This window comes from Mesorhizobium qingshengii (genome assembly GCF_027563465.1).
In the GTDB taxonomy this organism is placed as follows: Bacteria; Pseudomonadota; Alphaproteobacteria; order Rhizobiales; family Rhizobiaceae; genus Mesorhizobium; species Mesorhizobium qingshengii_A.
In genome coordinates, this window is the sequence record NZ_JAPFQA010000001.1 from 587130 (window position 1) to 609582 (window position 22453).

The window sequence follows — 22453 nt, forward strand, 5'->3', positions numbered from 1 at the left end:
CACTCAGCCTGGTTTGGCTTCGATGCTGACCTTGCTGGCGTAGAATGCGCCGTGAGCGCGGATTTCAGTCATTTCGTCGAACGGCCGCTCGTAAGCCCACATCGCATTCTGGCCGGTCTCGCCGGCGGGCAATACGCTCCAATAGCTTGCATCGCCCTTGTAGGGACAATGGGTCGAATGTTCCGTGCCGCCGAGCTTGCTGAAATCGATGTCGGCGAACGGAATGTAGAAGACCGCGGGATAGGGCGTCTCGGTCAGCACCTTGGCCTTCGTGGAGGAGGCGATCACCGTGCCCCCGGCGCGCACGGTGACGGTGCCGACATAGGGCTCGACGGCAATGACCTTGTCCGGATTGCGTTGAAAGCCGGGTGCCGGGTTGGCGATCTGATCCATGCGGGGGTCTCCTTGCCTCGACTAAAGGTGTGTCGTGCAAGTGCGTTCCGCAAGGCCTGCTGTCGCCATGCTGCACGCAAGGCCGCGCAGGGCCGGGGTCTACTGTGCGCCTTTGAGACGGCCCTGTCCGCCGAGAGTCAGGCAGCGGCCTTGAACGCATCCATGAGCCCGGCATAGGCGGCTGCGATACCGGCCACCGGGTTGCTGCTTCGCGACGCGGTCTCGACCTTCAAGGAGCCACCGCCGGTCGGCAAGGTGAGCAGCAAGAACTGGCGGTTGCCGCCGTCGCCGACGGATGCGGCCGCTACGTGCTGGCCTTCACCTTCGTTCTGCACGCACATCTTGAACAGCAATGTGCCGCCGACCGCTTCGAGCGCGCCGCCGACAACTTCAACAAATTCGTCTTCGGAAACAGTCTTTATGTCCGGCACCAGATCGGCCAGGCTTTCGGCAAGCGTACTTTCGAGGGCTTTGTCGTCGAGCTGCGCGTCCATGCGAACCTCTTTCAGTCGCCAATCGCCCCTTGCCCATTAACGAACCTTAACGCCGACGATGGCCGGATTGTGGCCGTTTTCCCGGTTCCCGTCGATCAATGCAGGCTTGCCCTGGCCGGTGACTGGACAAACCGCCGGTTCGCTCCACAATGGAACGAAAAGCAAAAACGCAAAAGCGTAGGGGAGGAACGAATGCTGGGACTGATGCAGGAATGGCCGCTGCTGTGCCACAAACTCATCGACAACGCCGAGCGGCAGCATGGCCTGCGCGAGATCGTGTCGCGCTCGATCGAGGGGCCGATCGTGCGCACCACCTATGCGGACATCCATCGCCGCGCCCTGAAGGTCGCCCAGAGACTGGAACGCGACGGCTACCGCCTGGGCGACCGCATCGCCACACTGGCCTGGAACACCGCGCGCCACATCGAGGCCTGGTACGGCATCATGGGCATCGGCGCGATCTATCACACGCTCAATCCACGACTGTTCCCCGAGCAGATCGTCTGGATCATGAACCATGCCGAGGACAAGGCAATCTTCGTCGACCTGACCTTCGTGCCGCTGCTCGAGAAGATCGCCGGCGCCGTCAAGTCGCTGAAACAGGTGATCGTGCTGACCGACAGGGCGCACATGCCGCGGACCACACTGCCGAATGTGGTCGCCTATGAGGACTGGCTGAACGAGGCGGATGGCGACTTCGCCTGGAAGGTCTTCGACGAAGGCACCGCCGCCGGCATGTGCTACACATCGGGGACCACGGGCGATCCAAAGGGCGTCGTCTACAGTCACCGTTCGAACGTGCTGCACGCCATGATCGCCGCCATGCCCGACGCGATGGGGCTGTCGTCGCGCGATACGATCCTGCCGGTCGTGCCGATGTTCCATGCCAATGCCTGGGGCCTTGGCCAGAGCGCGCCGATGGTCGGTGCCAAGCTGGTCATGCCTGGCTGCAAGATGGACGGCGCCTCGATCTATGAATTGCTCGACACCGAGAAGGTGACCTTCAGCGCCGCCGTGCCGACCGTATGGATGATGCTGCTGCAATACCTCGAAGAGACCGGCAACAAGCTTCCCTATCTGAACAGGGTCGTCATTGGAGGCTCGTCCTGTCCGCGCGCGATCATGACGAAGTTTCAGCAGAACTACGATGTCCAGGTCATCCATGCCTGGGGTATGACCGAGATGTCGCCACTTGGCACGCTGTGCACCTTGAAGCCGGAATATGCCGCTCTCCAGGGTGAAGCCCGGCTCGACATCCAGCAGAAGCAGGGCTACCCGCCCTTCGGCGTCGAAATGAAGGTGACCGACGACGACAACAAGGCGCAGCCCTGGGACGGCAAGACGTTTGGCCGGTTGAAAGTGCGCGGCCCGGCCGTTGCCCGCGCCTACTATGGCGGCGCGGGCGCGGAGCAGTTCGACGAGGACGGTTGGTTCGACACCGGAGACGTCGCTCATATCGATGCCGGCGGCTATATGCAGATCACCGATCGTGCCAAGGACGTCATCAAGTCCGGCGGCGAGTGGATTTCGACCATCGACCTCGAAAATCTGGCCGTTGGACACCCCGACGTCGCGGAGGCGGCGGCCATCGGCGTCCAGCATTCGAAATGGGGCGAGCGGCCATTGCTGGTCATTGTTGCCAAGCCGGGCAAGGAACCGACCAAGGCGGACATCCTCGATTTCATGGACGGCAAGGTGGCCAAGTGGTGGATGCCGGATGATGTCGCTTTCGTCGGCGAGATACCGCATACCGCCACCGGCAAGATCCAGAAGATCACTTTGCGCAAGCAGTTCAAGGATTATCGCTTGCCGACGGATTGACGGGATGTTGCGTGTCTCGGCTTCAAGCCGCCGCCAAAGGGCACTACAGCGCCGCGCGCGCCTTCGGGCGCTGGGCGCTGTGGCATTTTTTAACTGGCGCATGACCCCGAAAATCGATTCCGATTTTCGGGGTCATGCGCTAAGTCTCCGTTCGGGTTGGGGCAGCGCGGAAAACGATGGTTAGCATTCCCGAACGGCAGACGTCGAAGGCGGCCGGATGGTCGCGGCGCACCGCCGCCTTTTCAGCAGTGTTGTTGCTGACCGTCTTCATCGGCCATCGCTTCGACCTTGTCGAAACACCTGTTTTCCTGTGGGTACTGGGCATTGTCGCGCTGCTGGCGGCCCTGGCACTCCTGTTTGCCGGATTTGCCTTTTCGAGGCTGTGGAACTTCGGCGACCGCGGTGGTCGCGACCTGACGGTCGGCGTCCTGCTGGCGCTGCTCGTGCTCACGCCCTATGGCGTTGCCGCCTACTGGGCGACAATCTATCCGCCGCTCAGGGATATCTCGACGGATTTGGACGATCCGCCGGCGCTCGATGTCAGCGATCGGACCAAGGACATGAACGTGCTCTCCCCGTCCACCCCCGGCGAACAGCGGCTGCAGACCGAGAGCTATCCACTGGTCAGCGGGCGCAGCTACAATCTGCCATTCGACACTATCGTGGATGCTGTCGAAACCGTGCTCGATCGGCGCGATTGGGATCTTACCGAACCCTATCCCGATGTCAGCGGGCAAAGCGAGGTGACGATTGCCGCGACAGCCAAGGGTTTTGTCCTCGGTCTTCCCGCCGACGTGGCGATCCGCGTGACCGACGACGGTGATTCCATCATCGTCGACATGCGGTCGGCTTCCCGCTACGGCCGCTACGATCTCGGCGACAATGCCGCGCGCATCACCGATTTCCTCGCGGAACTAGACCAGGAAGTCGCCGGTCAGGTCGGCGCGGCTCCGGCCGAATAGGCATCGGTAGATGTCTATGTGGCGGGTGTGAAAATGCCGTCGATGGCCGGGGCGGCATCTGTCGAGACCATGCCGCGCGCCACCAGATCCTCCAGATGGGCAAGCACCGACAATCCGGCAGCGCCATGCAGCCGCGGGTCGGTATCCCTGTAGATCGCCTTGACCATGTCCGCGATCGTCCGGTCGCCGGCTCTGACCCGCTCCAGGATGGCTCGCTCGCGCATCTTGCGATGCGTCTTCAATCCGCGCATGAAACCGCGCGGTGCCGTCACCGGTCCGCCGTGGCCAGGCAATAGCAAGCGGTCACCGCGCTCGATCAGCCGATCCAGCGAGGCCATGTAGTCAGCCATCGCCCCGTCCGGCGGCGCGACGATGGAGGTCGCCCACGCCATGACATGATCGGCCGAAAACAGGATGCCGGTTCCTTCCAGCGCGAATGCCGCGTGATTGACGGTGTGGCCCGGGGTCAGAACAGCCCTTATCGACCAGCCGTCGCCGTCGACCAGCCCGCCGTCGGGAAGTGCGATATCGGGAGCGAAAGCAGTGTCGGCGCTGGCGTCGAGCGCGTTGGTCTCGCCGATATGCAAGGGTCTTGCAGGGCGGTGCGGGCCTTCTGCCAGCACGACGGCGCCGGTGCGCTCTTTCAGCCGGGCCGCCAGAGGGGAGTGGTCGCGATGCGTGTGGCTGATGAAGATATGGCTGACCGGCCTGCCTGCGATCACGTCGAGCAGGGTCCGCAGATGCGTCTCGTCGTCCGGCCCCGGATCGATCACCGCCAGCGTATCGCGGCCAACGATGTAACTGTTGGTACCGTGAAAGGTGAAGGGGCTTGGATTTCGGGCCGTGATGCGTAGGACGTCCGGCGCGACGCTCACTCCCTGGCCGTAGGCGGGATCGAAGCCGGTGTCGAATTTGAGAGCCATGGCGGATCGCTGCTTTGTTTCAGGAAACGGCAAAACCGATTGCCGCATAACACGCAAGCCAATATAGGAGAACGCGAGGCCGCGAATACAAGATGGCGGCAATCGGATGGGGAATATCATGGCAATTGCAACTACGATGCGTCCGCTTGTGTCTCTGGCTTTGCCCGAAAGCGGCACGTCGCGGCTGGCGACGCAGCTTTTCCTCGCGATCGCCGGTACGCTGGTGCTGACCTTGTCCGCCAAGACCAAGGTGATGCTCGGGCCGGTCGACATTTCGATGCAGACGCTGGCTGTGCTCCTGATTGCCGCCGCCTTCGGCATGCGTCTCGGCGTCGCCACCGTGCTGCTCTATATGGCGGAGGGCGCGATGGGCTTCCCGGTCTTCCAGAGCACCCCGGAAAAGGGCATCGGCGTTGCTTACATGCTCGGCTCGACTGGCGGCTATCTTGCCGGCTTTGTGGTCATGGCGGCGATCGTCGGCTGGGCCGCCGATCGGGGCTGGGATCGCCATCCGATCAAGCTCTTCAACGCGATGCTGGTTGCCGAAGTCGTCATGATGGCAATGGGCTTTGCCTGGTTGGCGCTGCTGATCGGCCCCGAAAAGTCTTGGCAGTTCGGCGTCGTGCCGTTCATCGTCGGCGACCTGATCAAGATTGCCCTTGCGGCCAGCCTGGTGCCGGCCGTGTGGTCGTTGCTGAAGCGCTCCTGAGGTCTGCAAGAAGCAGGAAGCCAGGTGTGTCATATGACATTGGGGGGCTGTTCCCCAGGAATGTCGCGGACGGACGCTTCCAATGAAAGTTCTGGTCACCGGCGCTGCTGGATTTATCGGTTACCATGTGGCCAAGCGCCTGCTCGAGCGCGGTGACGAGGTTGTCGGTATCGACAGCATCAACAGCTACTACGATCCGCAGCTCAAGCGGGCGAGGCTGCGGCTGCTGGAGGAGGCGAACCGCAAGGCCAGCCCCGGCTATCATTTCATCCACGGCAATCTCGCCGACAAAAGCGTGGTCGACGGCTGCTTTGCCGACCACGCATTCGACCGGGTGATCCATCTCGCCGCCCAGGCCGGGGTTCGCTACAGCCTGGAAAACCCGCATGCCTATGTCGAAAGCAACATCGTCGCCTACACGAACATGCTCGAGGCTTGCCGCGGCAGCGGCGTTGCACACCTGACCTATGCCAGCACTTCGAGCGTCTACGGCGCCAACACCGACATGCCGTTTTCCGAGCATCGACCGGCCGACCACCCGCTGCAATTCTACGCCGCGACCAAGCGCGCCAACGAGCTGATGGCGCACAGCTACAGCCACCTGTTCGGGCTGCCGACGACCGGGCTTCGCTTCTTTACCGTGTATGGCCCCTGGGGGCGCCCGGACATGGCGCTTTTCCTGTTCACCAGGAGCATCCTTGCCGGCGAGCCGATCAAGCTGTTCAACAACGGCAATCACACGCGGGATTTCACCTATATCGACGATATCGCCGAAGGCGTCATCCGGGCCAGCGACAACCCGGCCGCCCGCAACTCCGCCTGGGACTCCAGCCATCCGGACCCGGCGACGAGCAGCGCGCCCTGGCGCATCTTCAACATCGGCAACAACAATCCGGTGAAGCTGACCGCCTATGTCGAGGCGCTGGAAAATGCGCTTGGCCGCAAAGCCGTCATCGAGCTGTTGCCGCTGCAGGCGGGCGACCTGCTCGATACGTTCGCCGACACGTCGGCGCTGGATCAGGCGGTCGGCTACCGCCCTGCCACGACGGTGCGCGAGGGGGTAGGGCGGTTCGTCGACTGGTACCAGACATATTATGGGCGGGGATAGCGAAGGGCACGTCCTTGCGCGAAACTGCTGGTGAGTTAGTGTCAGTCCTGTGAAGTCTGTTCGCGCTCCAAGTATTTGCATAGACACTTGCCGCCTGGGATGGCTTTCTGTTGGACATGGTCAGGTCGTTTGTCGAGTGCGTCGATTGACAAGCCGTTGCATGAAACCTAAGCACGGGCAGTCAAGGCCGGGGGGCTTCGGCATGTCGAGGAGAGCTTCTTGAAAGGAATTGTCCTTGCTGGAGGCAGTGGAACGCGTCTTTATCCACTAACATTAGCAGTCTCTAAGCAAATTCTCCCGATATACGACAAGCCGATGATCTATTATCCGCTGAGCGTTTTGATGCTTGCGGGAATCCGCGAGATTCTGATCATTTCGACGCCGCGTGATCTGCCCACATTCCACCAGTTACTCGGCGACGGATCGGAGTTCGGGCTCGACCTGTCCTATGCCGAGCAGCCGCATCCCAATGGTCTTGCCGAAGCCTTCATCATCGGCCGCGACTTCATCGGCAAGGACAGCGTGTCGATGATTCTGGGCGACAATATCTATTTCGGCGACGGGTTGTCGCAGCTTTGCCGCAGCGCTGCGTCGCGTGAAACCGGCGCTTCGGTGTTCGCCTACCATGTCGAGGATCCCGAACGCTACGGCGTGGTGTCCTTCGACAAGGTCACCGGAACCGCGTTGACGATCGAGGAAAAGCCGCAGAAGCCGAAATCCAACTGGGCAGTCACTGGCCTGTATTTCTATGACAATGACGTCGTCGACATCGCTCCGACCATCCGGCCCTCGGCGCGCGGCGAGCTGGAGATCACGGCGCTCAACAACGTCTATCTCGATCGCGGCCTGCTGCATGTGCACCGGCTGGGGCGCGGCTATGCCTGGCTCGACACCGGCACGCATGACAGCTTGCACGAAGCCTCCTCCTTTGTGCGCACGATCGAGCACCGCCAGGGCATCAAGGTCGCCTGCCCGGAGGAAATCGCCTTCGAACAGGGCTGGCTGACGGCCGATGAGGTGCTGCAGCGCGCAACCCGCCTGGGCAAGAACGAGTACGCCGCCTATCTGCGCCGGCGTGTGGTCGATCTTTCGGAGGGTTAGGCGTGGAGGTGAGGCCCCTTGGCATCGACGGCGTGCTGGAAATCGTTCCGAAGCGGCATGGTGACGCGCGCGGGTTCTTTATCGAAACCTACAATGCCGAGCGTTTTTCGCAGGCCGGCATCGACTTGCGTTTCGTGCAGGACAACCATTCCTATTCCGCCGCCGCCGGCGTCTTGCGCGGGCTCCATTATCAGCTTGCGCCGCGCGCCCAGGACAAGCTGGTGCGCGTCATCCGTGGCAGCATCCTCGACGTCGCGGTCGACATTCGCCGTGGCTCGAAGACCTTTGGAAAATGGGTCGCCCTCGAACTGTCGGCCGACAGGGGCAACCAGATTCTGGTGCCAAAGGGCTTCGCGCACGGCTTCGTGACGCTCGTGCCCGACACCGAGGTCCTGTACAAGGTCACCGACACCTATTCGCCCGAGCATGACCGGTCGATCCGTTTCGACGATCCCGCCATCGGCATCGAATGGCCGTCGATGGCTGGCGGGTTCCAGCTTTCGGACAAGGACCTCAAGGCGCCGCTGCTCGCCGCCGCCGAGGTGTTTGCCTGATGGGTGTTGCCAATGGGTGCGTGAGGACAGCAGCATGAATTTCCTGGTGACAGGCGGTGCCGGCTTCATCGGTTCGGCGGTGTGCCGGCATCTGTGCGCCAACCCGGCCTATCGGGTGACCAATCTCGACAAGCTCACCTATGCGGGCAACCTGGCCTCCCTGCGGCCGGTCGAGAATGCGCACAACTACCGCTTCGCCCATGCCGACATCTGTGACGAGAGGGCGGTGCTCGACATACTGCGCCGCGACGATATCGACATCGTCATGAACCTCGCCGCCGAGAGCCATGTAGACCGCTCGATCGACGGGCCAGGCGCCTTCATCGAGACCAACATCGTCGGCACCTACCGCATCCTCAATGCCGCGCTGGAATACTGGCGCGGCCTGCCCGAGGACAGCAAGAGCCGCTTCCGCTTCCATCACGTCTCGACCGATGAGGTGTTCGGCGATCTGCCTTTCGATGGCGGCATGTTCGTCGAGGAAACGCCTTACGCACCGTCGTCGCCCTATTCCGCGTCGAAGGCGGCCTCGGACCATCTGGTGCGGGCCTGGCACGAGACCTATGGCCTGCCGGTCGTGCTTTCCAATTGCTCGAACAATTACGGCCCCTATCATTTTCCCGAAAAGCTGATCCCGCTCGTCATCCTCAACGCGCTCGACGAAAAAACCCTGCCGGTCTATGGCGCCGGCGCCAATGTGCGCGACTGGCTGTTCGTCGAGGACCATGCGCGCGCGCTGGAACTGGTTGCCACCAGGGGCAGGCCGGGCGAGAGCTACAATGTCGGCGGCAATTCGGAGCGGACAAATTTGAGCGTCGTCGAGACGATCTGCGACCTGCTCGACACCAGGCGTCCGCGGGCCGGCGGCAAGAGCTATCGCGACCTGATCTCGTTCGTCACCGACCGCCCCGGTCATGATCGCCGCTATGCCATCGACGCATCGAAGATAGGGCGGGACCTCGGCTGGGCGCCGAGCGAGAACTTCGACAGCGGCCTGGCGAGAACCGTGGACTGGTTCCTGGACAACAAATGGTGGTGGGGGCCGATCCGCGAACAGCGCTATGCCGGTGAACGGTTGGGCGAAGCGCGCAAGGAGGGGGTGTGAGGCTCGTTGTCACCGGACGCGAGGGCCAGGTCGCGGCAAGCCTGCTCGAGGCCGGCCAAGGGCGTGCCGGCCTGGAGATCATCGCCATTGGCCGGCCGGAGCTCGACCTGGCAAGACCCGACACCGTCATCGACGCCATTGTGGCCGCGCAGCCGGATATGGTCGTGTCGGCCGCCGCCTACACGGCGGTGGACCAGGCCGAAGATGAGCCTGATCTGGCATTCGCGGTGAACGCAACCGGCGCCGGCAAGGTGGCGCAAGCAGCAGCGCGGCTCGGCGTTCCCGTCATCCATTTGTCGACCGACTATGTTTTCGACGGCTCGAAGGACAGCGCCTACGTCGAGACCGACGCGACCGCGCCGCTCGGCGTCTACGGCGCCTCCAAGCTCGCCGGCGAACAGGCGGTGGCGGCAGCCAACCCGCGCCATCTGATCCTGCGCACGGCATGGGTCTACAGCCCGTTCGGCAGGAATTTCGTCAAGACCATGTTGCGGCTTGCCGCCGACCGGGACGAGATCGCGGTGGTGGCCGACCAATGGGGAAATCCCACCTCCGCGCTCGATATCGCCGACGCGATCCTGCATGCGGCCGCGATGCTGCATGGCGACAAGCGCTTCGGTGCCTTTGGCATCTATCATCTGGTCGGCACGGGCGAGACCAACTGGAGCGGCTTTGCCCGTCATATCCTCGACACAAGCCAGGCTTTTGATGGTCCTTGGGCGCGGGTACGGGACATTGCCACGATGGACTACCCGACCAAGGCGCGCCGCCCCGCCAGTTCCCGGCTTTCGAGCGCGAAATTCGCCTCCACCTTCGGCTGGACGGCGCCGGAGTGGCGGCAGTCGACGGAAAAGGTGGTGCGACGTCTTCTTATCGGCGGGACGAGACTGGCAGTGACTGCATGAACAAGCATCCGTCCCCCGAGAATATCCGTGATGCGAAACCTGGGCCGCAGGCCATTGGCGAGGCGGCGCCGAAGAAGCGGGCCAAGACGAAAGCCGCGCGGCCTGGAGAGCGCGGCCTTTCGCTTCGTGACCTGTACAACGCGCATAGCGGCAAAGTGTCGGACAAATGGTCTATCTATCTGGACACATATGACCATATTTTTTCCGAGTATCGGAACAAGCCGGTTCGAATCCTGGAAATTGGAGTTCAGAACGGCGGTTCGCTGGAGATCTGGCGACGATATTTCGCCAGTGCGGAGCTTGTGCTCGGCTGCGATATCAATACGGCTTGCGGTAATCTGGTTTTTGACGATGAGAAGATTGCGGTCGTCATCGGTGACGCCAATACCGATGAGACGGAGCGAAATATCCTCGCGATGTCTGAAAAATTCGACATCATAATTGATGATGGATCGCACCTGTCGTCGGACATAATACGGTCTTTCGCTCGCTATTTCCCTCATCTTTCCGAAGGGGGAATGTACATAGCTGAAGATTTGCATTGCAGTTACTGGGGGGAATTCGAGGGCGGCCTCTACGATCCTCTTTCCTCCATGTCGTTCTTCAAGCGCCTGCTCGATGTGGTCAACCATGAGCACTGGGGACTGGACCGCCATCGAGTCGATGCTTTGGCCACTTTCGCCGAACAGAACAAGATCGCCTTCGAGGAAGCCTCCCTCGCGTCGGTCCATTCCATCGAGTTCCTGAACTCGCTCTGCGTTGTGACGAAGCGGGCAACTCGGGAAAATGTTCTGGGGCCTCGCAGTGTGCATGGCCGGATCGCGCTCGCCGACGGGAGCGTGGTTCCTCTCGACGGCACGGAGAACAAGGCAGCAGATCAAACCGGAAATCCATGGTCGTTGAGGTCGGTGACCATGGAAGAGGAAATTGAAACCAACTGGAAATTGGCGGTACGCAAGGAAGCGCGCATCGAGGCTTTTTCCGGCGAACTGGTCGAAATACGCGAGCGAATCAGAAATCGCGACAACGAGATCGCTGCGTTGAAGATCGAGTGCGAGCAAGTCCGCGCGGTCACGCAAGCGCTGGAACTAGCCAACACGAATCTCGCAGTGCTTGAACATAGGGTGGGGGATTTAAATCGCGAAATCGAATTGATTCACAGCAGCCGGATCTGGCGCTATAGATCGTTCCTGCGACGAGTTGCGTCGTTTCCGAATGCGGCGACTTTATATGCCGGACGGACCATCGCGTTGCGCGCACTCCATCATTTGGAAGGCGTGCCGTCAGGCAAGCGAGCCACGGAGTGGACAATAAAGGGTGATGATCCGCAGTTCGAACTCCTCTGGCGGGGCTCCCAGCCGTTGCCTGCCGGGCACTACCGGCTCAGCGTGTATGTGCCGGCCGAAGCGGAGGCGTTGACTGACGCGCGCCTTTATGTCGACAGCGGCAGGGGGTACAGTGAAGTCGAACGGATCGATCTGCGTTTTCGTTCGAACGGCAAAGGTCTCGCCGCTGCGACCTTCCTGCTTAGCCTAGAAACCTCGAAACTTCGTTTCGATCCAAGCGACCGTTCCCCTCAGATCACGATCGGCCGCGTCCGTTTGCGTCGGCTGGCACGGGTTGAATATTATGCTTGCCTCATCGGGAGAATCCTCGCTCGCCACCTGAAAAGCCCTGATTCACTAGGACGGTCTGCCGCGCGTGCCGTAAAACTCTTGAGACAAAGCGGCCCCCGGGGATTTTTAGCGACACTCCGATCAGCTGAGGCGCGAGGCGCTCTGGGCAGCGTTAGTTATGAAGGGTGGATTGCGCTTCATGACACGCCGACGGAGGACGACATTGCGGACCTTCGCCACCGCCTGGCCGAGCTTAAGGTGAAGCCCCTCATTTCGGTGCTCATGCCAGTCTACAATACGCCAGAGAGACTCCTGCGGGAAGCGATCGACAGCGTCCGCGCCCAAATCTACGAGAACTGGGAACTGTGCATTGCGGACGACTGCTCGACGGAGCCGCATGTGCGGCGCGTTTTGAACGAATATGTGAAACGCGATTCTCGTATCAAGGTCGTCTTGCGCGACAAGAACGGCCATATCTCGCAGGCATCCAATTCTGCGCTGGAGATTGTCACTGGCGAGTGGGTTGCGATGCTTGACCACGACGATATTCTCCGCCCGCACGCGCTGGCCGAGATCGTGCTGGAAGTCGACCGCCATCCTGACGCCGAACTGATCTACAGTGATGAAGACAAGATCGATTCGGAAGGCAGGCGTTATGATCCCTGCTTCAAGCCGGATTTCTCGCGGGAGCTTTTCCGGTCACAGAATTATCTGAACCATCTGACCGCACACCGGGCGGAAAATATCCGCGCCGTCGGCGGCTGGCGAACCGGCTTCGAGGGCAGCCAGGACTATGACCTCAATCTGCGCGTCATCGAGCGCATTGCCCCTAAGAGAATTCGGCACATTCCGAAGGTGCTCTATCATTGGCGGGCGGTGGAAGGCTCGACGGCGCTTGACGGTTCTCAAAAGAACTACGCCTATATTGCTGGATTGCGGGCGCTGGAAGAACACGTCGAGCGCATGGGTATTCCGGCGAGAGCCGAGGAAGCTCCCGGCATACCCTGTTACCGTCTTCGATTTTTCGTGCCCGAGCCTCAGCCGCTTGTGAGCCTTATCATCCCAACGCGTGACAAGGTCGAACTCTTGCGCCACTGCTTGGAGTCAATTCGCGAAAAGACAACCTACAGGAACTACGAGATTCTGGTGGTCGATAACGGCTCGGTGGAAAAGGAAACCCTTGCCTATTTCAGCGAGCTGAAGAAAGCGAAGAATGCCCGTGTGCTCCGTTACGCCAAGCCGTTCAATTATTCCGCGATCAACAATTTCGCCGTAGGGAAAGCGAAGGGGTCGATCATCGGCCTCGTCAACAACGACATCGAAGTGATCTCGCCGGACTGGCTGACGGAAATGGTCTCCTGGGCCGTTCAGCCGGATGTGGGCTGCGTCGGCGCAAAGCTCTACTATGCCAATGATACAATTCAGCATGGCGGCGTGATTGTTGGCTTGGGCGGCGTCGCAAATCACTCGCACAAGCATTTCCCGCGCCATCATCCAGGGTATTTTTGCAGGCTGAAGGTTCTGCAGAATCTCTCCGCTGTCACGGCAGCCTGTCTCCTGATCCGCAAAAACTTGTTCAAAGAAGTCGGCGGTCTCAACGAGGTCGACCTGACGGTCGCCTTCAACGATGTGGATCTTTGTCTGAAGGTACAGGAAGCCGGATATTCAAATGTCTGGACACCCTATGCCGAGCTTTACCACCTTGAAAGTATCTCTCGCGGCGCTGAGGATGCTCCGGAAAAAATGGCGCGTTTCAACAGTGAAATTGCGTATATGCAAAGACGATGGAAAAAGATCATCGAGCGTGACCCTTTCTATTCGCCGAACTTGACAAAAGCGCGCGAAGATTTCTCGCTAGGCTGATACCGGAAAAATAGCGATGGCCGAATTCCATTTTGTCGAAGACTACGAAAAGCACGTCGCGAGACTCATGCGCGATCATCCGATTGACGAAGCGATGTCGCTCGCCGTCGGTGGCGCCTATGACATTATCGGCCGAATTGAAGCCGAAGCCCTCATCAGGAACGGCCTGCGCGATGGCATGCGCCTTGCCGACGTCGGCTGCGGTTCGGGGCGCACGGCGGTTGCGCTCGCAAGACGCTTGCGCATTGACTATGACGGTTACGATATCGTTCAGGCCTTGCTCGACTATGCCAAGAGCAAGACACCCGAAGAGTATAGGTTCCACATGAACCGAGCGGTGAAACTCCCGGCCCCGGACGCAACATTCGACTATGTATGTGCCTTCAGCCTGTTTACCCACCTTCTGCACGAAGAGACCTTCATCTATATGCGCGACTGTCACCGTGTGCTGAAGGAGGGCGGCAAGCTGCTTTTTTCTTTCCTGGAGTTTCGCATGGCCGCCCTCTGGCCAATCTTTGAGGCGACTGTGAAGCAATACGAGGCCAGCACTCGCCCGACTCTCAACATGTTCCTTGAACGCCAAGCCATTGAGGTCTTCGCGGCCAAGATCGGCTTCAGTGTGGAGGAATTCATCGACGCCGACGCTCCGGTTCTCGATGAGCATATGCTCGGCCAGTCTATGTGCGTGATGGTGAGATAAAGTCAGATGCGATTATTCCAGAAGCCTCGCCCAGCGCTACCACCGCGCACGAAGAAAATCACTTCGGCGTTGAACCTTGCCGGAAAGGGTATCGAATACGGGCCTTTGCACGCGGTACTTTTGCGAAAGCCGCACTATGACGTTTCCTATGTGGACTATGCCGACCGCGCTTACTTGGCCGAGCACTATGCCAACAATCCTAATGTCGACGTCAGCCTGATCCCCGAGATCGACATCGTTACCGGCGGCAAGCTGATTTCTGAATTTCTCCCAAAGGAGTCGATCGACTATATTGTGGCGTCGCACGTCATGGAGCATGTGCCCGACCTGCTCGGCTGGCTCGAAGCGAATCTGTATGTGCTTAAGCCCGGCGGTCGGATCGCCGTTGCGTTTCCGGACAAGCGTTACTGCTTCGACCTGAAACGAAAAAGCAGCACGATTTCCGATGTTATGGCGTCCTACCTCGAGAAGCGGACAAGACCGAGCTTCCATCAGATATGCGATCATTTCTGGAATGTTAGCAAAGCTAACCCGTTGGATTGTTGGAAAAAGACAACTACCCCTGAGAATGCAGAATACATTCATGAAAGAAAGAGTATCGTTGAAACGCTTAGAAAAATGGCAATAAGGGAAGATTATATTGATTGCCATTGCTGGGTTTTTGCTGATTTTCAATTTCTTGAAACAATGAACGATATAAAGTCTGTTCACAACATTGGATTGGAAGTCGTATCGTTTTATCCGACTCAACCAAATACTCTAGAATTTTACGCGACTTTTGAGAGAGTTTAAGGGTATATTCATAATATTGAGGGGCGTTGGATGACAGGAAGGCGGCCGATGACGCGCTTCGTGTAGTGGAGACAAAAAGCGATTATACAGATGCGAACCTAGCCAAACACGGGGGTGTGAAGGCAAATGCTGCAATATGATAAGATATTCTTTTTACATATTCCAAAGACGGCGGGCAGCGCTTTTAACCATATATTCAAACCGCTTTTTGGGCCGGATCGCTACTTTGAGCATATGGAGAGCCAGCCAGAGCTATTTCTATCGGTGCAAAGGGATGGTCGCCCCTTCTTTATGTCTGGGCATGTGTACTTTGAGGCTGCTTGTCCATTGATCGAGAGGTCCGATGTCTTCACCATCACCATCCTGCGCGAGCCAGTAGCGCAACTCATTTCACATTTGAAATGGGTAAAGTATGTCGGCAGCCCAAAGTACCCGGACCCGAACGCCATAGATGCCGAGATTTTGGAGTTTGCGCGGGAGCTTTTTCGTGTGCCTCTCAGCGACATCGCGAGTGTCGGCGATCTCTTGGATCGCCCTCTAGGGCTAAGACTCTTTGATAATCTACAGGTTCGATACTTGTCGGATCCGTTCGTATTGCGGGTCGGGCCTGAGCATGCCAAGAGGGCGATAGAGAATATAATAAAGTTCAAATTCGTATTTGTTTTGGAAGATATGGCGATTGCACATGAAATGTTATCTCGGAAGTTTCCTGGAATTGAAGATATTAATTTATATAACGAAGCTCAAATTGTAGACGATGTAGATTTTCGAAATGCTGAAATCGGCAATTTCTACCTTGAGCGCACAGCTCTAGATAGGCAACTATATTTGTCGGCTCGGTCATTTTCGCTGAGATTTCATCTCTTGAAGGCAGCAGATGCGATACCTCGCTAGAGCGGCACGGCATAATTTCGGAAGGAGTTGGAAGGAGAATGAAAAGGGAGGCTCGATCGCCGTCATCGCGATGAAAGGTTACCAAAGGTGGTCTTTGGTAACTGGGCTCTGAGATGGCATCTGTGGGATAAGAGTCCCTATTTTCGCGCCACCAGAGCCAATGCCGGACCGTTCGGATGTCCCGGGTGGTCGAATTCTATTGCCTCCACCGTGAAGCCGAAATCGGCAATCGCCCGCATCAGAGACCCCCGGGTAAGCCAAAACGCCCACGGCTTCCCCCCGCCGCAGAAGCCGGCCCAATTGAGCGCCTCCTCATAATTGCGCCTGGATACCGTGTATGACTTGCCGCTGACCTCGATCTCGTACGGCTTCTCGAACTGCTTGGTCAGATTTTCTCGGGTGCGTAGCGAGTCGTCGTAGTAGTGCGTCCAAAGGAAGATCGTATCGGATACACGAGCAATGTTGCCAAGAAATTCAACAGGGTCGGTCATATGATAGAGTATGCCTGACGCCACGCATACATCGAAGCGTTCGCTGGTTTCCGACAAATACTTCATCGCGTCGCCGTAGAGAAATCGGGCACGACTGAGGTTGAAGATTTCCTTGACGCAGAGGCATTTTAGGTAGGATCGCGAATTGGCCTCGACAGCGAGTATCGATTCCGCGCCTGCTTGATGCATCATGTAAGTGTGTCCCGCCTCCAGCGGTCCGAGCTCCAGAATGCGCTTGCTGGCAAAGCCGCCAATGGTTTTCGAAAGCCAATCGATGCGGGCATCTTCAAATAGGGCCGCGCTCCCGGGCGTCGTCGTTGCGCCGGCCGTCGCCGGAAATTTGGACGACCATTCGCCTTTGAAAATATCGACCGCATTTTGAGCGCTTGGCGCAGTCGCCACGTACGCGTCTAGAATGTCCATTTGTTTCCTCTAAACCGAATGCTGGATGGGCCTTAGCAGCCTGCGATGCCCATGTCACGCCAGCTCCCCTGCCGGCGCAGGGATTGCCGGATCTCGGGCCGCGGCCCAATCGTCGACGGTCTAGCTCCAACACCTTTTTGCACGTGGTTGTGATCGGATAGCATTCGTAGTGTCAGCCGGGTCTTCGGCGGAGCTTTCTTTCCCGAGCTCGGCGCGCACCCACAATGCGATCGTCAACTACGCGCATCTGCATCGCCAAGCGGAAATCAAATCGGCTACCCCGCGGCGCCCGGCTCTCTGAGAACGCATGAAACATTGAGCTCCTTTACAACCGAGGGCTGGCTGTCGGAAACCGGGTCAAGCCGAAACTCATTCTTGAAGCCGTGTGGTTCGATCACGAGGAACCGCACCGCATTTCCATTGCCTGCAGCAATTTGCCGGGTGCGGCTGTTGGCTTCGGAGAAGGTCGAAGCGCCCCACGGAACATAGAAGAGCTGGACAGTCGTGGGGTTTTCAACACCCACGGTGCTATCTACGCGGACTGCCAAGCAGTGGTGAAGGTCACCTGCTTGCCCGACCGAAAAAGCCATCTGAACATCCTTGCCGGCGGACAGATTCAGTTGATTGCCAGCGCGGGTCTCGGCTTTCGCGTTGCTCACCGTGACGCCGTCAATTGGCTTGCCCAGCACGTTCCAGGTCGGGTTGCCGGGAGCACGCTCAAGCAGGTCGGGCGGAAAGAAGCGTATGAATGACGCCCCCATTTTCACCGCGTTTGCGTACGCCAGCGTCATGTCGCGAGGATAAAGCGTCGGACAATCGATAGGCCCTCCGTTGAGCAGCTTCGCATGTAAACACGCGCCGTTTCGAAGCGTTAGATCAGATGTCTGCCGAAAGTAGGAAGCGTGGGCAAAGACTCCTGCCGCCATGGTGAACACGACGACGCAACTCGTTGCCACCACCGCAACGATGCGAATTGCATCCATCTTCCTCGGCCACAGCATTGTCGCCATAACGATGGCGCCCGCAAACACCCAGGGCCAAATCAATGTCGCCCAAAAGAAGTGAAAGCGCGCGAAGCCAAAGGCGAAGAGTTGCAAAGGGGTGGATATGTTGGCGGGGCGCAAATCGCTTCGACCGGCGGCGACCATTAGAAGGTAGAAAAATACCGAGGCGAACAAGAGGAGGCTGATCAATCCGGAACGGGCAGGAACCGAATGCCGCGTCTCCGCCGTCTTGACATTGCGCAGGCCGGCTATCGCGACCGTCACGGCAAGGGCCATGCAAAGCAAGACGACCAAAAGAGATCGCAACGGATGCGAACCCGCCAGCATGAGACTGCGGCCTACCTTGCCGAACAAGTAAAACCAGAACTCGGGGCTGTTCGGCAGGGACCAGGGCGTTCCTGAATGCACTTGGCCATGTTGGACGAATACGAGGACGTACCCCTGCACGATGACGGTAATGACGGACGCGCAAAACAGCGCAACTCCGTCAGGAGTCAAATCACCAAATGCGCGCCGATTAATCGCGATGCAGACAATGAGTGTGGCGGCCAATGCGAGTAAGGAGAAAGCGCCGGAAGTGTAAGTCAATCCCGAAAGAATGCCTAACACGAACAAAACGAAAGAGCGAACGGGCCACGGCCAGCGGCTTACGACCAGAATGTAAACTGCGCCAAGAATGAATATCAGCGGTACAGCTTGGTGATAAGCTATGTTTTGTCGGCCCCAATAGCTATCCGACTGGAGCATGAGCAAAGTGAACGCAAAGGCGCAAGCTGTAAGCAGGCTATCGTCGAGAGCGGACTTGAGGAGGAGCCATTGCAATAAAAGGAGTAAACCGAGGGTGGTTGTCATAGAAATAAGTTGATCTACGACGGAATTTCCTTTGAAAATGATAAAAGTAAGAGACTCAAGAAGTTTACCAACGGCGTATAGAGTGTCATTTGCCGGTGTAAAAAGATATTTAAGACTAAAAGATCCTGACGTTCCATCAAAATAGGCGCGCCAGTCATCAAAATACGGAAGGTCTATTCCATAGTTAACCCACTGAACTGCCATCCAAACGAGGCAGGCAATTGGGATGGCGATGAAAAGGGCGATAATAATGCGCTCTGCCGGTCTCGGCGTGTGGTGAGGTGGGCGCATGGTATGGGGGGCTACTCCCAGCATGAGGTCCGCCGTTTGAGGCCCGATAGAACGTTTCATCGTTGTCTGCGCAGTATCCATCGAGAAACCAGGAAGTTGAGAATTGTCGTGAAGGCGAGCGTTGAAAAGAACGCCACCGTTCGGCTTTGCAGCAGTTGTTCGAGAAAATGAAGAGTTGCCAACCCGGCAACAAACACGGCGGCGACCGAACCGCCGACCGTCAGTCGATCCGCTAGGTGAGTACGCCCGCCAGGAAACACCCGACCCGGATAGAACACCATCACGAACGCGAGGCCTAGCAGCCAGGCGATCGCATAGGAAGCTGCTGACGGGAGTAAAAGAAGGCCGGCGAAGTAGACGACGCTCGTCAGCGCGGTGTTCAATGCGCCCGCCACAAGAAAGCGGAGTGCGTCTGAGCCCATGCGGTCAGCGGTCATCCGGTTTGACCGTATCCAAGAAATCCGCATAGTCCCTGATGTAGTCGTCGGCATCGTAGGGATGCGAGGCCATGACCAGGAGCACCGTGTCGGGCTGAAACTTGTACTGAATCCCCCAGATGCCGGGCGGTATGTAGAGCCCGATCGACGGTTCGGTCAAGGAAACCTCTTTCCTGCCATGGCCATCGTCCACGACGACCGAGAGAGAGCCGTGAGCAGCGACAAGGAATTGGTGGCACTCGCGATGCGCGTGCTCACCCCTGACCTTGTCGGACGGCACGCCATAGACCAGGAAAGACCGCGCCGGCTTGAACGGCAGGTTCAAACCGAACTCCAGCGGTGCGAGTTCGCCGCGCAGGTCGCCAAAATGCGGCAGCCGCCAGAGTTCGCTGCCGCCGACCGCAAGCGACATTTTCTCGCCGACCGTGCCGGGAAAGGTCTGCGTGACGGCTGGCACGATCCGCGGGCCGGTCTGGTAGCCGATGATGATGGCGGGATTTCCGACCACAACAGCATTGGCAGGCACGTTCTTGGTCACCACGGCGCCGGCGCCTATCATCGCATGGCGGCCAATGATAACGCCCGGCAGGATTGTCGCGTTGGCACCGATCGACGCCCCGTCCTCGACCGTCGTCAGCAGGAACGCTTCGGGATATTCCTTGGAGCGCGGGAAGCGATCGTTGGTGAAGGTCGCGTTCGGACCGACAAACACGCTGTTGCCCAAGCGTACGCCATCCCATAGCTGCACGCCGCTCTTGATGGTCACATCATTGCCGACGACCACATCGTTCTCGATGAAGACATGATCGCAGATATTGCAGTTCGAGCCGATCACGGCGCCGGGGAGGACGTGGGCGAACGCCCAGATGCGTGTCCCGCTGCCGATTTGAGGGCTTTCGCAGATGCCGCGTTCATGCACGAAAAATGGCTTGTCGGTCATTTGGCTGTTCCGTCAACGACGCGGCTGATGATCCTGAGAGGGCGCGACTTGGTGTTTTCAACGGCGCGCCAGAGATAGCAGCCAAGAATGCCCTGAACCAGGAGACTGGCCGATCCGAAACCGGTGATCAGCAGCACCAGCGTCGTGTAACCAGCGGGGTCGATATTGCCCAGCAGCCGCGCGATCACGGTAACGATTGCAAACAGAAGGCTTAGCACACAGCCTGCAAAACCTAGCCAGAGTGCGAGCATGATCGGAAAATCAGAGAACGAAAATATGCTGTCCATCATGTATCGGAACCGCCGCGCCATGCCCCAGGCGCTTGTTCCGTGCTCTCGTTCGCGACGGCGGTAAGGTACGAATTCACGCCTGAAGCCGACCCAGAACAGTTGCACCACAAGCGAGCTGTTCGGCTCCTCGATCGACAGGATCGCTTCCAGCACCTGGCGATTGCAGGCGAAAATATCCACGCCGCCACTCGGCATGCTTGGCAGGACGAGCCTGCGGTAGGCGGCCCAGAAAGCCTTGGACAGAAATTTGGTCAGGGGTGGATCGCTACGCCCGGCGCGCTGCCCAAACACCACGTCTGCTTCGTCCTTTTCCAGTTTCGAAAAGAATTCGACGATCAGTTCCGGTGGTTCCTGCAGGTCGGCGGCCATGGCGGCAACCTGGTCACCCGAGGCATGTTCGAGCCCGGTTCGAATGGCGGTGAACGAGCCAAAGTTCCGGCTATGGAAGATGATCTTGTAGTCATAGCCCGAGCCCTTCAATTCCTTGACCAGCAGAGGGCCGGATTCGTCCGGCGATCCGTCGACAACGAAGACGAACTCGATGTCACCTCGATATCTGGAATGGAAATTGGCGACCGCCTGCAGAAGGGAAGGGATGTTCGCCTGATTTCGATAGATCGGGAAAACGATCGAACGTGTTGTCACATTGCCTCCCATTCGCGGAGGGCCAGGCACACTTGCCCTATCTCGTCACTCGTCATGTCGGGATAGCAGGGAACGGAACACAGACGGCTGACGCTGGCTCTTGAAACGGCGAGATTTTCCGTACCCTTCATCGGCAGATCCGCCCAGCCGATCTGGTCGCAATCCAGCACGGGATAGTGAATGTCGGTGTCGACGCCGCGCTCTTTCATAAACGCTCGGAATGCATCCCGGTCGTCGCAAAGCGCGACGGCGAGATGCGCCACAGCGCCATCTCCCCCCTCTAGGAATTGCAATCGACGCCCGGCTACCGACTTATACTGGCTGAGGATGGCACGCCGCTGCCCGTTGCGGATATCCACATCGCCCAGCAAAACGTCCAGTATCGCGGCTTGAACCTCATCCATGCGAGAGTTGCGGCCGTTGGGCACGCCGACATGATATTTTGAAGTCCAGCCATATTGCTGCAACTGCCGTATGTGCGCGGCAACTGGCGCGTCAGGGGTGAGAACAGCACCGCCGTCACCCATGGCCCCGAGATTCTTGGTTGGATAGAAACTGAAAGTGGAGATATCTCCCAGCGAACCCGCAACCTCGTTTGCGATCCTTGCCCCGTGCGCCTGTGCGCAGTCCTCCACGATTGGAATGTGCGAGAGGCCAGCCTCGGCAAGTCCGGCCCTCACGGCTCGGACATCGACGACGCCGCCATAAAGGTGGGTGACGACGATCGCAGCGGTGTCTGCGTTGGCGGCCTTCAACGCGGACTGAACGTCCATGAGCTGGCTGGCCTGTTCGATGTCGACATAGTGCGGAATGAGGTCGTTGTGCCAGCAGGCGCAGCTAGCATAGCCCCCTGCATTGGCCGCGATGATGACTTCGCGCCCGCGCGAGCCGTTGCGCCTGACAACCGCGGCCAAGGCAAATTCAAGTGCATCGGTGCCGTTGGCGACAAGGACGCATTCCGAAACACCTATATACTTGGAAAAATTTGCCGCAAATCGTTTGCCCGCCGCGCCGTTGAGCCACCAACCGGACCGCAGCGTGCTCGCCACTTCACGCTCGATTTCAACCTGATAGCGCTGATACAGGCGCTTCAGATCATTCATCGGAACGGAGTCTTGTTTCGTCATGCGTCAGTCTCGT

The 22453-nt window shown here is 58.8% G+C and carries 21 protein-coding genes; 12 read left to right on the forward strand and 9 right to left on the reverse strand.

Going from position 1 to position 22453, the window contains the following annotated elements; genetic code table 11:
• Positions 1 to 3 precede the first annotated feature (3 nt).
• Together OOJ09_RS02735 and OOJ09_RS02740 are read right to left on the reverse strand one after the other, a co-directional pair.
• Positions 4 to 393, reverse strand: coding sequence for a DUF427 domain-containing protein (locus OOJ09_RS02735; protein WP_269903707.1), 390 nt, complete (start codon positions 391 to 393; stop codon positions 4 to 6).
• A gap of 137 nt (positions 394 to 530) precedes the next feature.
• Positions 531 to 887: a hypothetical protein gene (locus OOJ09_RS02740; RefSeq protein WP_269903708.1), complete on the reverse strand. Its 357-nt coding sequence runs from the start codon at positions 885 to 887 to the stop codon at positions 531 to 533.
• Positions 888 to 1079: 192 nt separating this feature from the next.
• On the opposite strand from OOJ09_RS02740, the gene OOJ09_RS02745 reads away from it, so the two are divergent.
• Both OOJ09_RS02745 and OOJ09_RS02750 read left to right on the forward strand, forming a co-directional pair.
• Positions 1080 to 2708 carry a fatty-acid--CoA ligase gene (locus OOJ09_RS02745; protein WP_269903709.1) on the forward strand — a complete coding sequence of 543 codons (1629 nt, stop codon included), beginning with the start codon at positions 1080 to 1082 and terminating at the stop codon, positions 2706 to 2708.
• Between the two features lie 176 nt (positions 2709 to 2884).
• Positions 2885 to 3670 (forward strand): DUF1499 domain-containing protein, encoded by a 786-nt coding sequence (locus OOJ09_RS02750; RefSeq protein WP_269903710.1) that lies wholly within the window; start codon positions 2885 to 2887, stop codon positions 3668 to 3670.
• Between the two features lie 14 nt (positions 3671 to 3684).
• Here OOJ09_RS02750 and OOJ09_RS02755 read toward each other — a convergent pair whose 3' ends face one another.
• Complete coding sequence (locus OOJ09_RS02755) at positions 3685 to 4593, reverse strand: MBL fold metallo-hydrolase (protein WP_269903711.1); 909 nt, start codon at positions 4591 to 4593, stop codon at positions 3685 to 3687.
• Positions 4594 to 4711: 118 nt separating this feature from the next.
• Between OOJ09_RS02755 and OOJ09_RS02760 the strand changes: the two genes are divergently transcribed.
• The 10 genes from OOJ09_RS02760 to OOJ09_RS02805 all read left to right on the forward strand — a co-directional run bounded on the left by OOJ09_RS02760 (position 4712) and on the right by OOJ09_RS02805 (position 15940).
• The gene (locus OOJ09_RS02760) at positions 4712 to 5302 is read left to right on the forward strand and encodes a biotin transporter BioY (RefSeq protein ID WP_269903712.1); all 591 of its coding nucleotides are present in this window, start codon (positions 4712 to 4714) and stop codon (positions 5300 to 5302) included.
• Between the two features lie 82 nt (positions 5303 to 5384).
• The gene (locus OOJ09_RS02765; protein WP_269903713.1) at positions 5385 to 6410 is read left to right on the forward strand and encodes an NAD-dependent epimerase; all 1026 of its coding nucleotides are present in this window, start codon (positions 5385 to 5387) and stop codon (positions 6408 to 6410) included.
• Positions 6411 to 6629: 219 nt separating this feature from the next.
• Positions 6630 to 7511 carry a glucose-1-phosphate thymidylyltransferase RfbA gene (gene rfbA, locus OOJ09_RS02770; protein ID WP_269903714.1) on the forward strand — a complete coding sequence of 294 codons (882 nt, stop codon included), beginning with the start codon at positions 6630 to 6632 and terminating at the stop codon, positions 7509 to 7511.
• A gap of 2 nt (positions 7512 to 7513) precedes the next feature.
• Positions 7514 to 8065, forward strand: a complete 552-nt coding sequence (gene rfbC / locus OOJ09_RS02775) for a dTDP-4-dehydrorhamnose 3,5-epimerase (protein ID WP_269903715.1) — start codon at positions 7514 to 7516, stop codon at positions 8063 to 8065.
• A gap of 34 nt (positions 8066 to 8099) precedes the next feature.
• A complete protein-coding gene (gene rfbB, locus OOJ09_RS02780) occupies positions 8100 to 9170 on the forward strand; it encodes a dTDP-glucose 4,6-dehydratase (RefSeq protein ID WP_269903716.1) in 1071 nt (356 codons plus the stop codon).
• Entirely contained in the window at positions 9167 to 10075 is a 909-nt protein-coding gene (rfbD, locus tag OOJ09_RS02785) for a dTDP-4-dehydrorhamnose reductase (protein ID WP_269903717.1), read from the forward strand. The genes rfbB and rfbD overlap by 4 nt, the downstream gene beginning before the upstream one ends.
• A complete protein-coding gene (locus tag OOJ09_RS02790) occupies positions 10072 to 13554 on the forward strand; it encodes a glycosyltransferase (RefSeq protein ID WP_269903718.1) in 3483 nt (1160 codons plus the stop codon). Before rfbD ends, OOJ09_RS02790 begins: the two co-directional genes overlap by 4 nt.
• 16 nt (positions 13555 to 13570) lie before the next feature.
• Complete coding sequence (locus OOJ09_RS02795) at positions 13571 to 14254, forward strand: class I SAM-dependent methyltransferase (protein WP_269903719.1); 684 nt, start codon at positions 13571 to 13573, stop codon at positions 14252 to 14254.
• A 6-nt stretch (positions 14255 to 14260) separates the two neighbouring features.
• Positions 14261 to 15046 (forward strand): methyltransferase domain-containing protein, encoded by a 786-nt coding sequence (locus OOJ09_RS02800; RefSeq protein WP_269903720.1) that lies wholly within the window; start codon positions 14261 to 14263, stop codon positions 15044 to 15046.
• Positions 15047 to 15172: 126 nt separating this feature from the next.
• Positions 15173 to 15940, forward strand: a complete 768-nt coding sequence (locus OOJ09_RS02805) for a hypothetical protein (protein ID WP_269903721.1) — start codon at positions 15173 to 15175, stop codon at positions 15938 to 15940.
• Between the two features lie 137 nt (positions 15941 to 16077).
• Here the strand turns inward: OOJ09_RS02805 and OOJ09_RS02810 are convergent, their stop codons facing one another.
• From OOJ09_RS02810 to OOJ09_RS02835, 6 genes are all read right to left on the reverse strand, one after another.
• Entirely contained in the window at positions 16078 to 16854 is a 777-nt protein-coding gene (locus OOJ09_RS02810; protein ID WP_269903722.1) for a class I SAM-dependent methyltransferase, read from the reverse strand.
• A gap of 275 nt (positions 16855 to 17129) precedes the next feature.
• Positions 17130 to 19061 (reverse strand): hypothetical protein, encoded by a 1932-nt coding sequence (locus tag OOJ09_RS02815; protein WP_269903723.1) that lies wholly within the window; start codon positions 19059 to 19061, stop codon positions 17130 to 17132.
• Positions 19058 to 19438 (reverse strand): hypothetical protein, encoded by a 381-nt coding sequence (locus OOJ09_RS02820; protein WP_269903724.1) that lies wholly within the window; start codon positions 19436 to 19438, stop codon positions 19058 to 19060. The genes OOJ09_RS02815 and OOJ09_RS02820 overlap by 4 nt, the downstream gene beginning before the upstream one ends.
• The gene (locus OOJ09_RS02825; protein ID WP_269903725.1) at positions 19428 to 20378 is read right to left on the reverse strand and encodes a WxcM-like domain-containing protein; all 951 of its coding nucleotides are present in this window, start codon (positions 20376 to 20378) and stop codon (positions 19428 to 19430) included. Before OOJ09_RS02825 ends, OOJ09_RS02820 begins: the two co-directional genes overlap by 11 nt.
• Complete coding sequence (locus tag OOJ09_RS02830; protein ID WP_269903726.1) at positions 20375 to 21325, reverse strand: glycosyltransferase family 2 protein; 951 nt, start codon at positions 21323 to 21325, stop codon at positions 20375 to 20377. Before OOJ09_RS02830 ends, OOJ09_RS02825 begins: the two co-directional genes overlap by 4 nt.
• On the reverse strand, positions 21310 to 22440 hold the full coding sequence (locus OOJ09_RS02835; RefSeq protein WP_269903727.1) for a DegT/DnrJ/EryC1/StrS family aminotransferase: 1131 nt from the start codon (positions 22438 to 22440) through the stop codon (positions 21310 to 21312). The genes OOJ09_RS02830 and OOJ09_RS02835 overlap by 16 nt, the downstream gene beginning before the upstream one ends.
• Positions 22441 to 22453 lie beyond the last annotated feature (13 nt).

What these genes read in the sequence shown, in the direction of transcription:
- OOJ09_RS02735 (WP_269903707.1), bottom strand. Translation starts at nt 393, where the DNA reads ATGGATCAGATCGCCAACCCGGCACCCGGCTTTCAACGCAATCCGGAC.
- OOJ09_RS02740 (WP_269903708.1), bottom strand. Translation starts at nt 887, where the DNA reads ATGGACGCGCAGCTCGACGACAAAGCCCTCGAAAGTACGCTTGCCGAA.
- OOJ09_RS02745 (WP_269903709.1), top strand. Translation starts at nt 1,080, where the DNA reads ATGCTGGGACTGATGCAGGAATGGCCGCTGCTGTGCCACAAACTCATC.
- OOJ09_RS02750 (WP_269903710.1), top strand. Translation starts at nt 2,885, where the DNA reads ATGGTTAGCATTCCCGAACGGCAGACGTCGAAGGCGGCCGGATGGTCG.
- OOJ09_RS02755 (WP_269903711.1), bottom strand. Translation starts at nt 4,593, where the DNA reads ATGGCTCTCAAATTCGACACCGGCTTCGATCCCGCCTACGGCCAGGGA.
- OOJ09_RS02760 (WP_269903712.1), top strand. Translation starts at nt 4,712, where the DNA reads ATGGCAATTGCAACTACGATGCGTCCGCTTGTGTCTCTGGCTTTGCCC.
- OOJ09_RS02765 (WP_269903713.1), top strand. Translation starts at nt 5,385, where the DNA reads ATGAAAGTTCTGGTCACCGGCGCTGCTGGATTTATCGGTTACCATGTG.
- rfbB (WP_269903716.1), top strand. Translation starts at nt 8,100, where the DNA reads ATGAATTTCCTGGTGACAGGCGGTGCCGGCTTCATCGGTTCGGCGGTG.
- OOJ09_RS02790 (WP_269903718.1), top strand. Translation starts at nt 10,072, where the DNA reads ATGAACAAGCATCCGTCCCCCGAGAATATCCGTGATGCGAAACCTGGG.
- OOJ09_RS02795 (WP_269903719.1), top strand. Translation starts at nt 13,571, where the DNA reads ATGGCCGAATTCCATTTTGTCGAAGACTACGAAAAGCACGTCGCGAGA.
- OOJ09_RS02800 (WP_269903720.1), top strand. Translation starts at nt 14,261, where the DNA reads ATGCGATTATTCCAGAAGCCTCGCCCAGCGCTACCACCGCGCACGAAG.
- OOJ09_RS02805 (WP_269903721.1), top strand. Translation starts at nt 15,173, where the DNA reads ATGCTGCAATATGATAAGATATTCTTTTTACATATTCCAAAGACGGCG.
- OOJ09_RS02810 (WP_269903722.1), bottom strand. Translation starts at nt 16,854, where the DNA reads ATGGACATTCTAGACGCGTACGTGGCGACTGCGCCAAGCGCTCAAAAT.
- OOJ09_RS02815 (WP_269903723.1), bottom strand. Translation starts at nt 19,061, where the DNA reads ATGAAACGTTCTATCGGGCCTCAAACGGCGGACCTCATGCTGGGAGTA.
- OOJ09_RS02820 (WP_269903724.1), bottom strand. Translation starts at nt 19,438, where the DNA reads ATGACCGCTGACCGCATGGGCTCAGACGCACTCCGCTTTCTTGTGGCG.
- OOJ09_RS02825 (WP_269903725.1), bottom strand. Translation starts at nt 20,378, where the DNA reads ATGACCGACAAGCCATTTTTCGTGCATGAACGCGGCATCTGCGAAAGC.
- OOJ09_RS02830 (WP_269903726.1), bottom strand. Translation starts at nt 21,325, where the DNA reads ATGGGAGGCAATGTGACAACACGTTCGATCGTTTTCCCGATCTATCGA.
- OOJ09_RS02835 (WP_269903727.1), bottom strand. Translation starts at nt 22,440, where the DNA reads ATGACGAAACAAGACTCCGTTCCGATGAATGATCTGAAGCGCCTGTAT.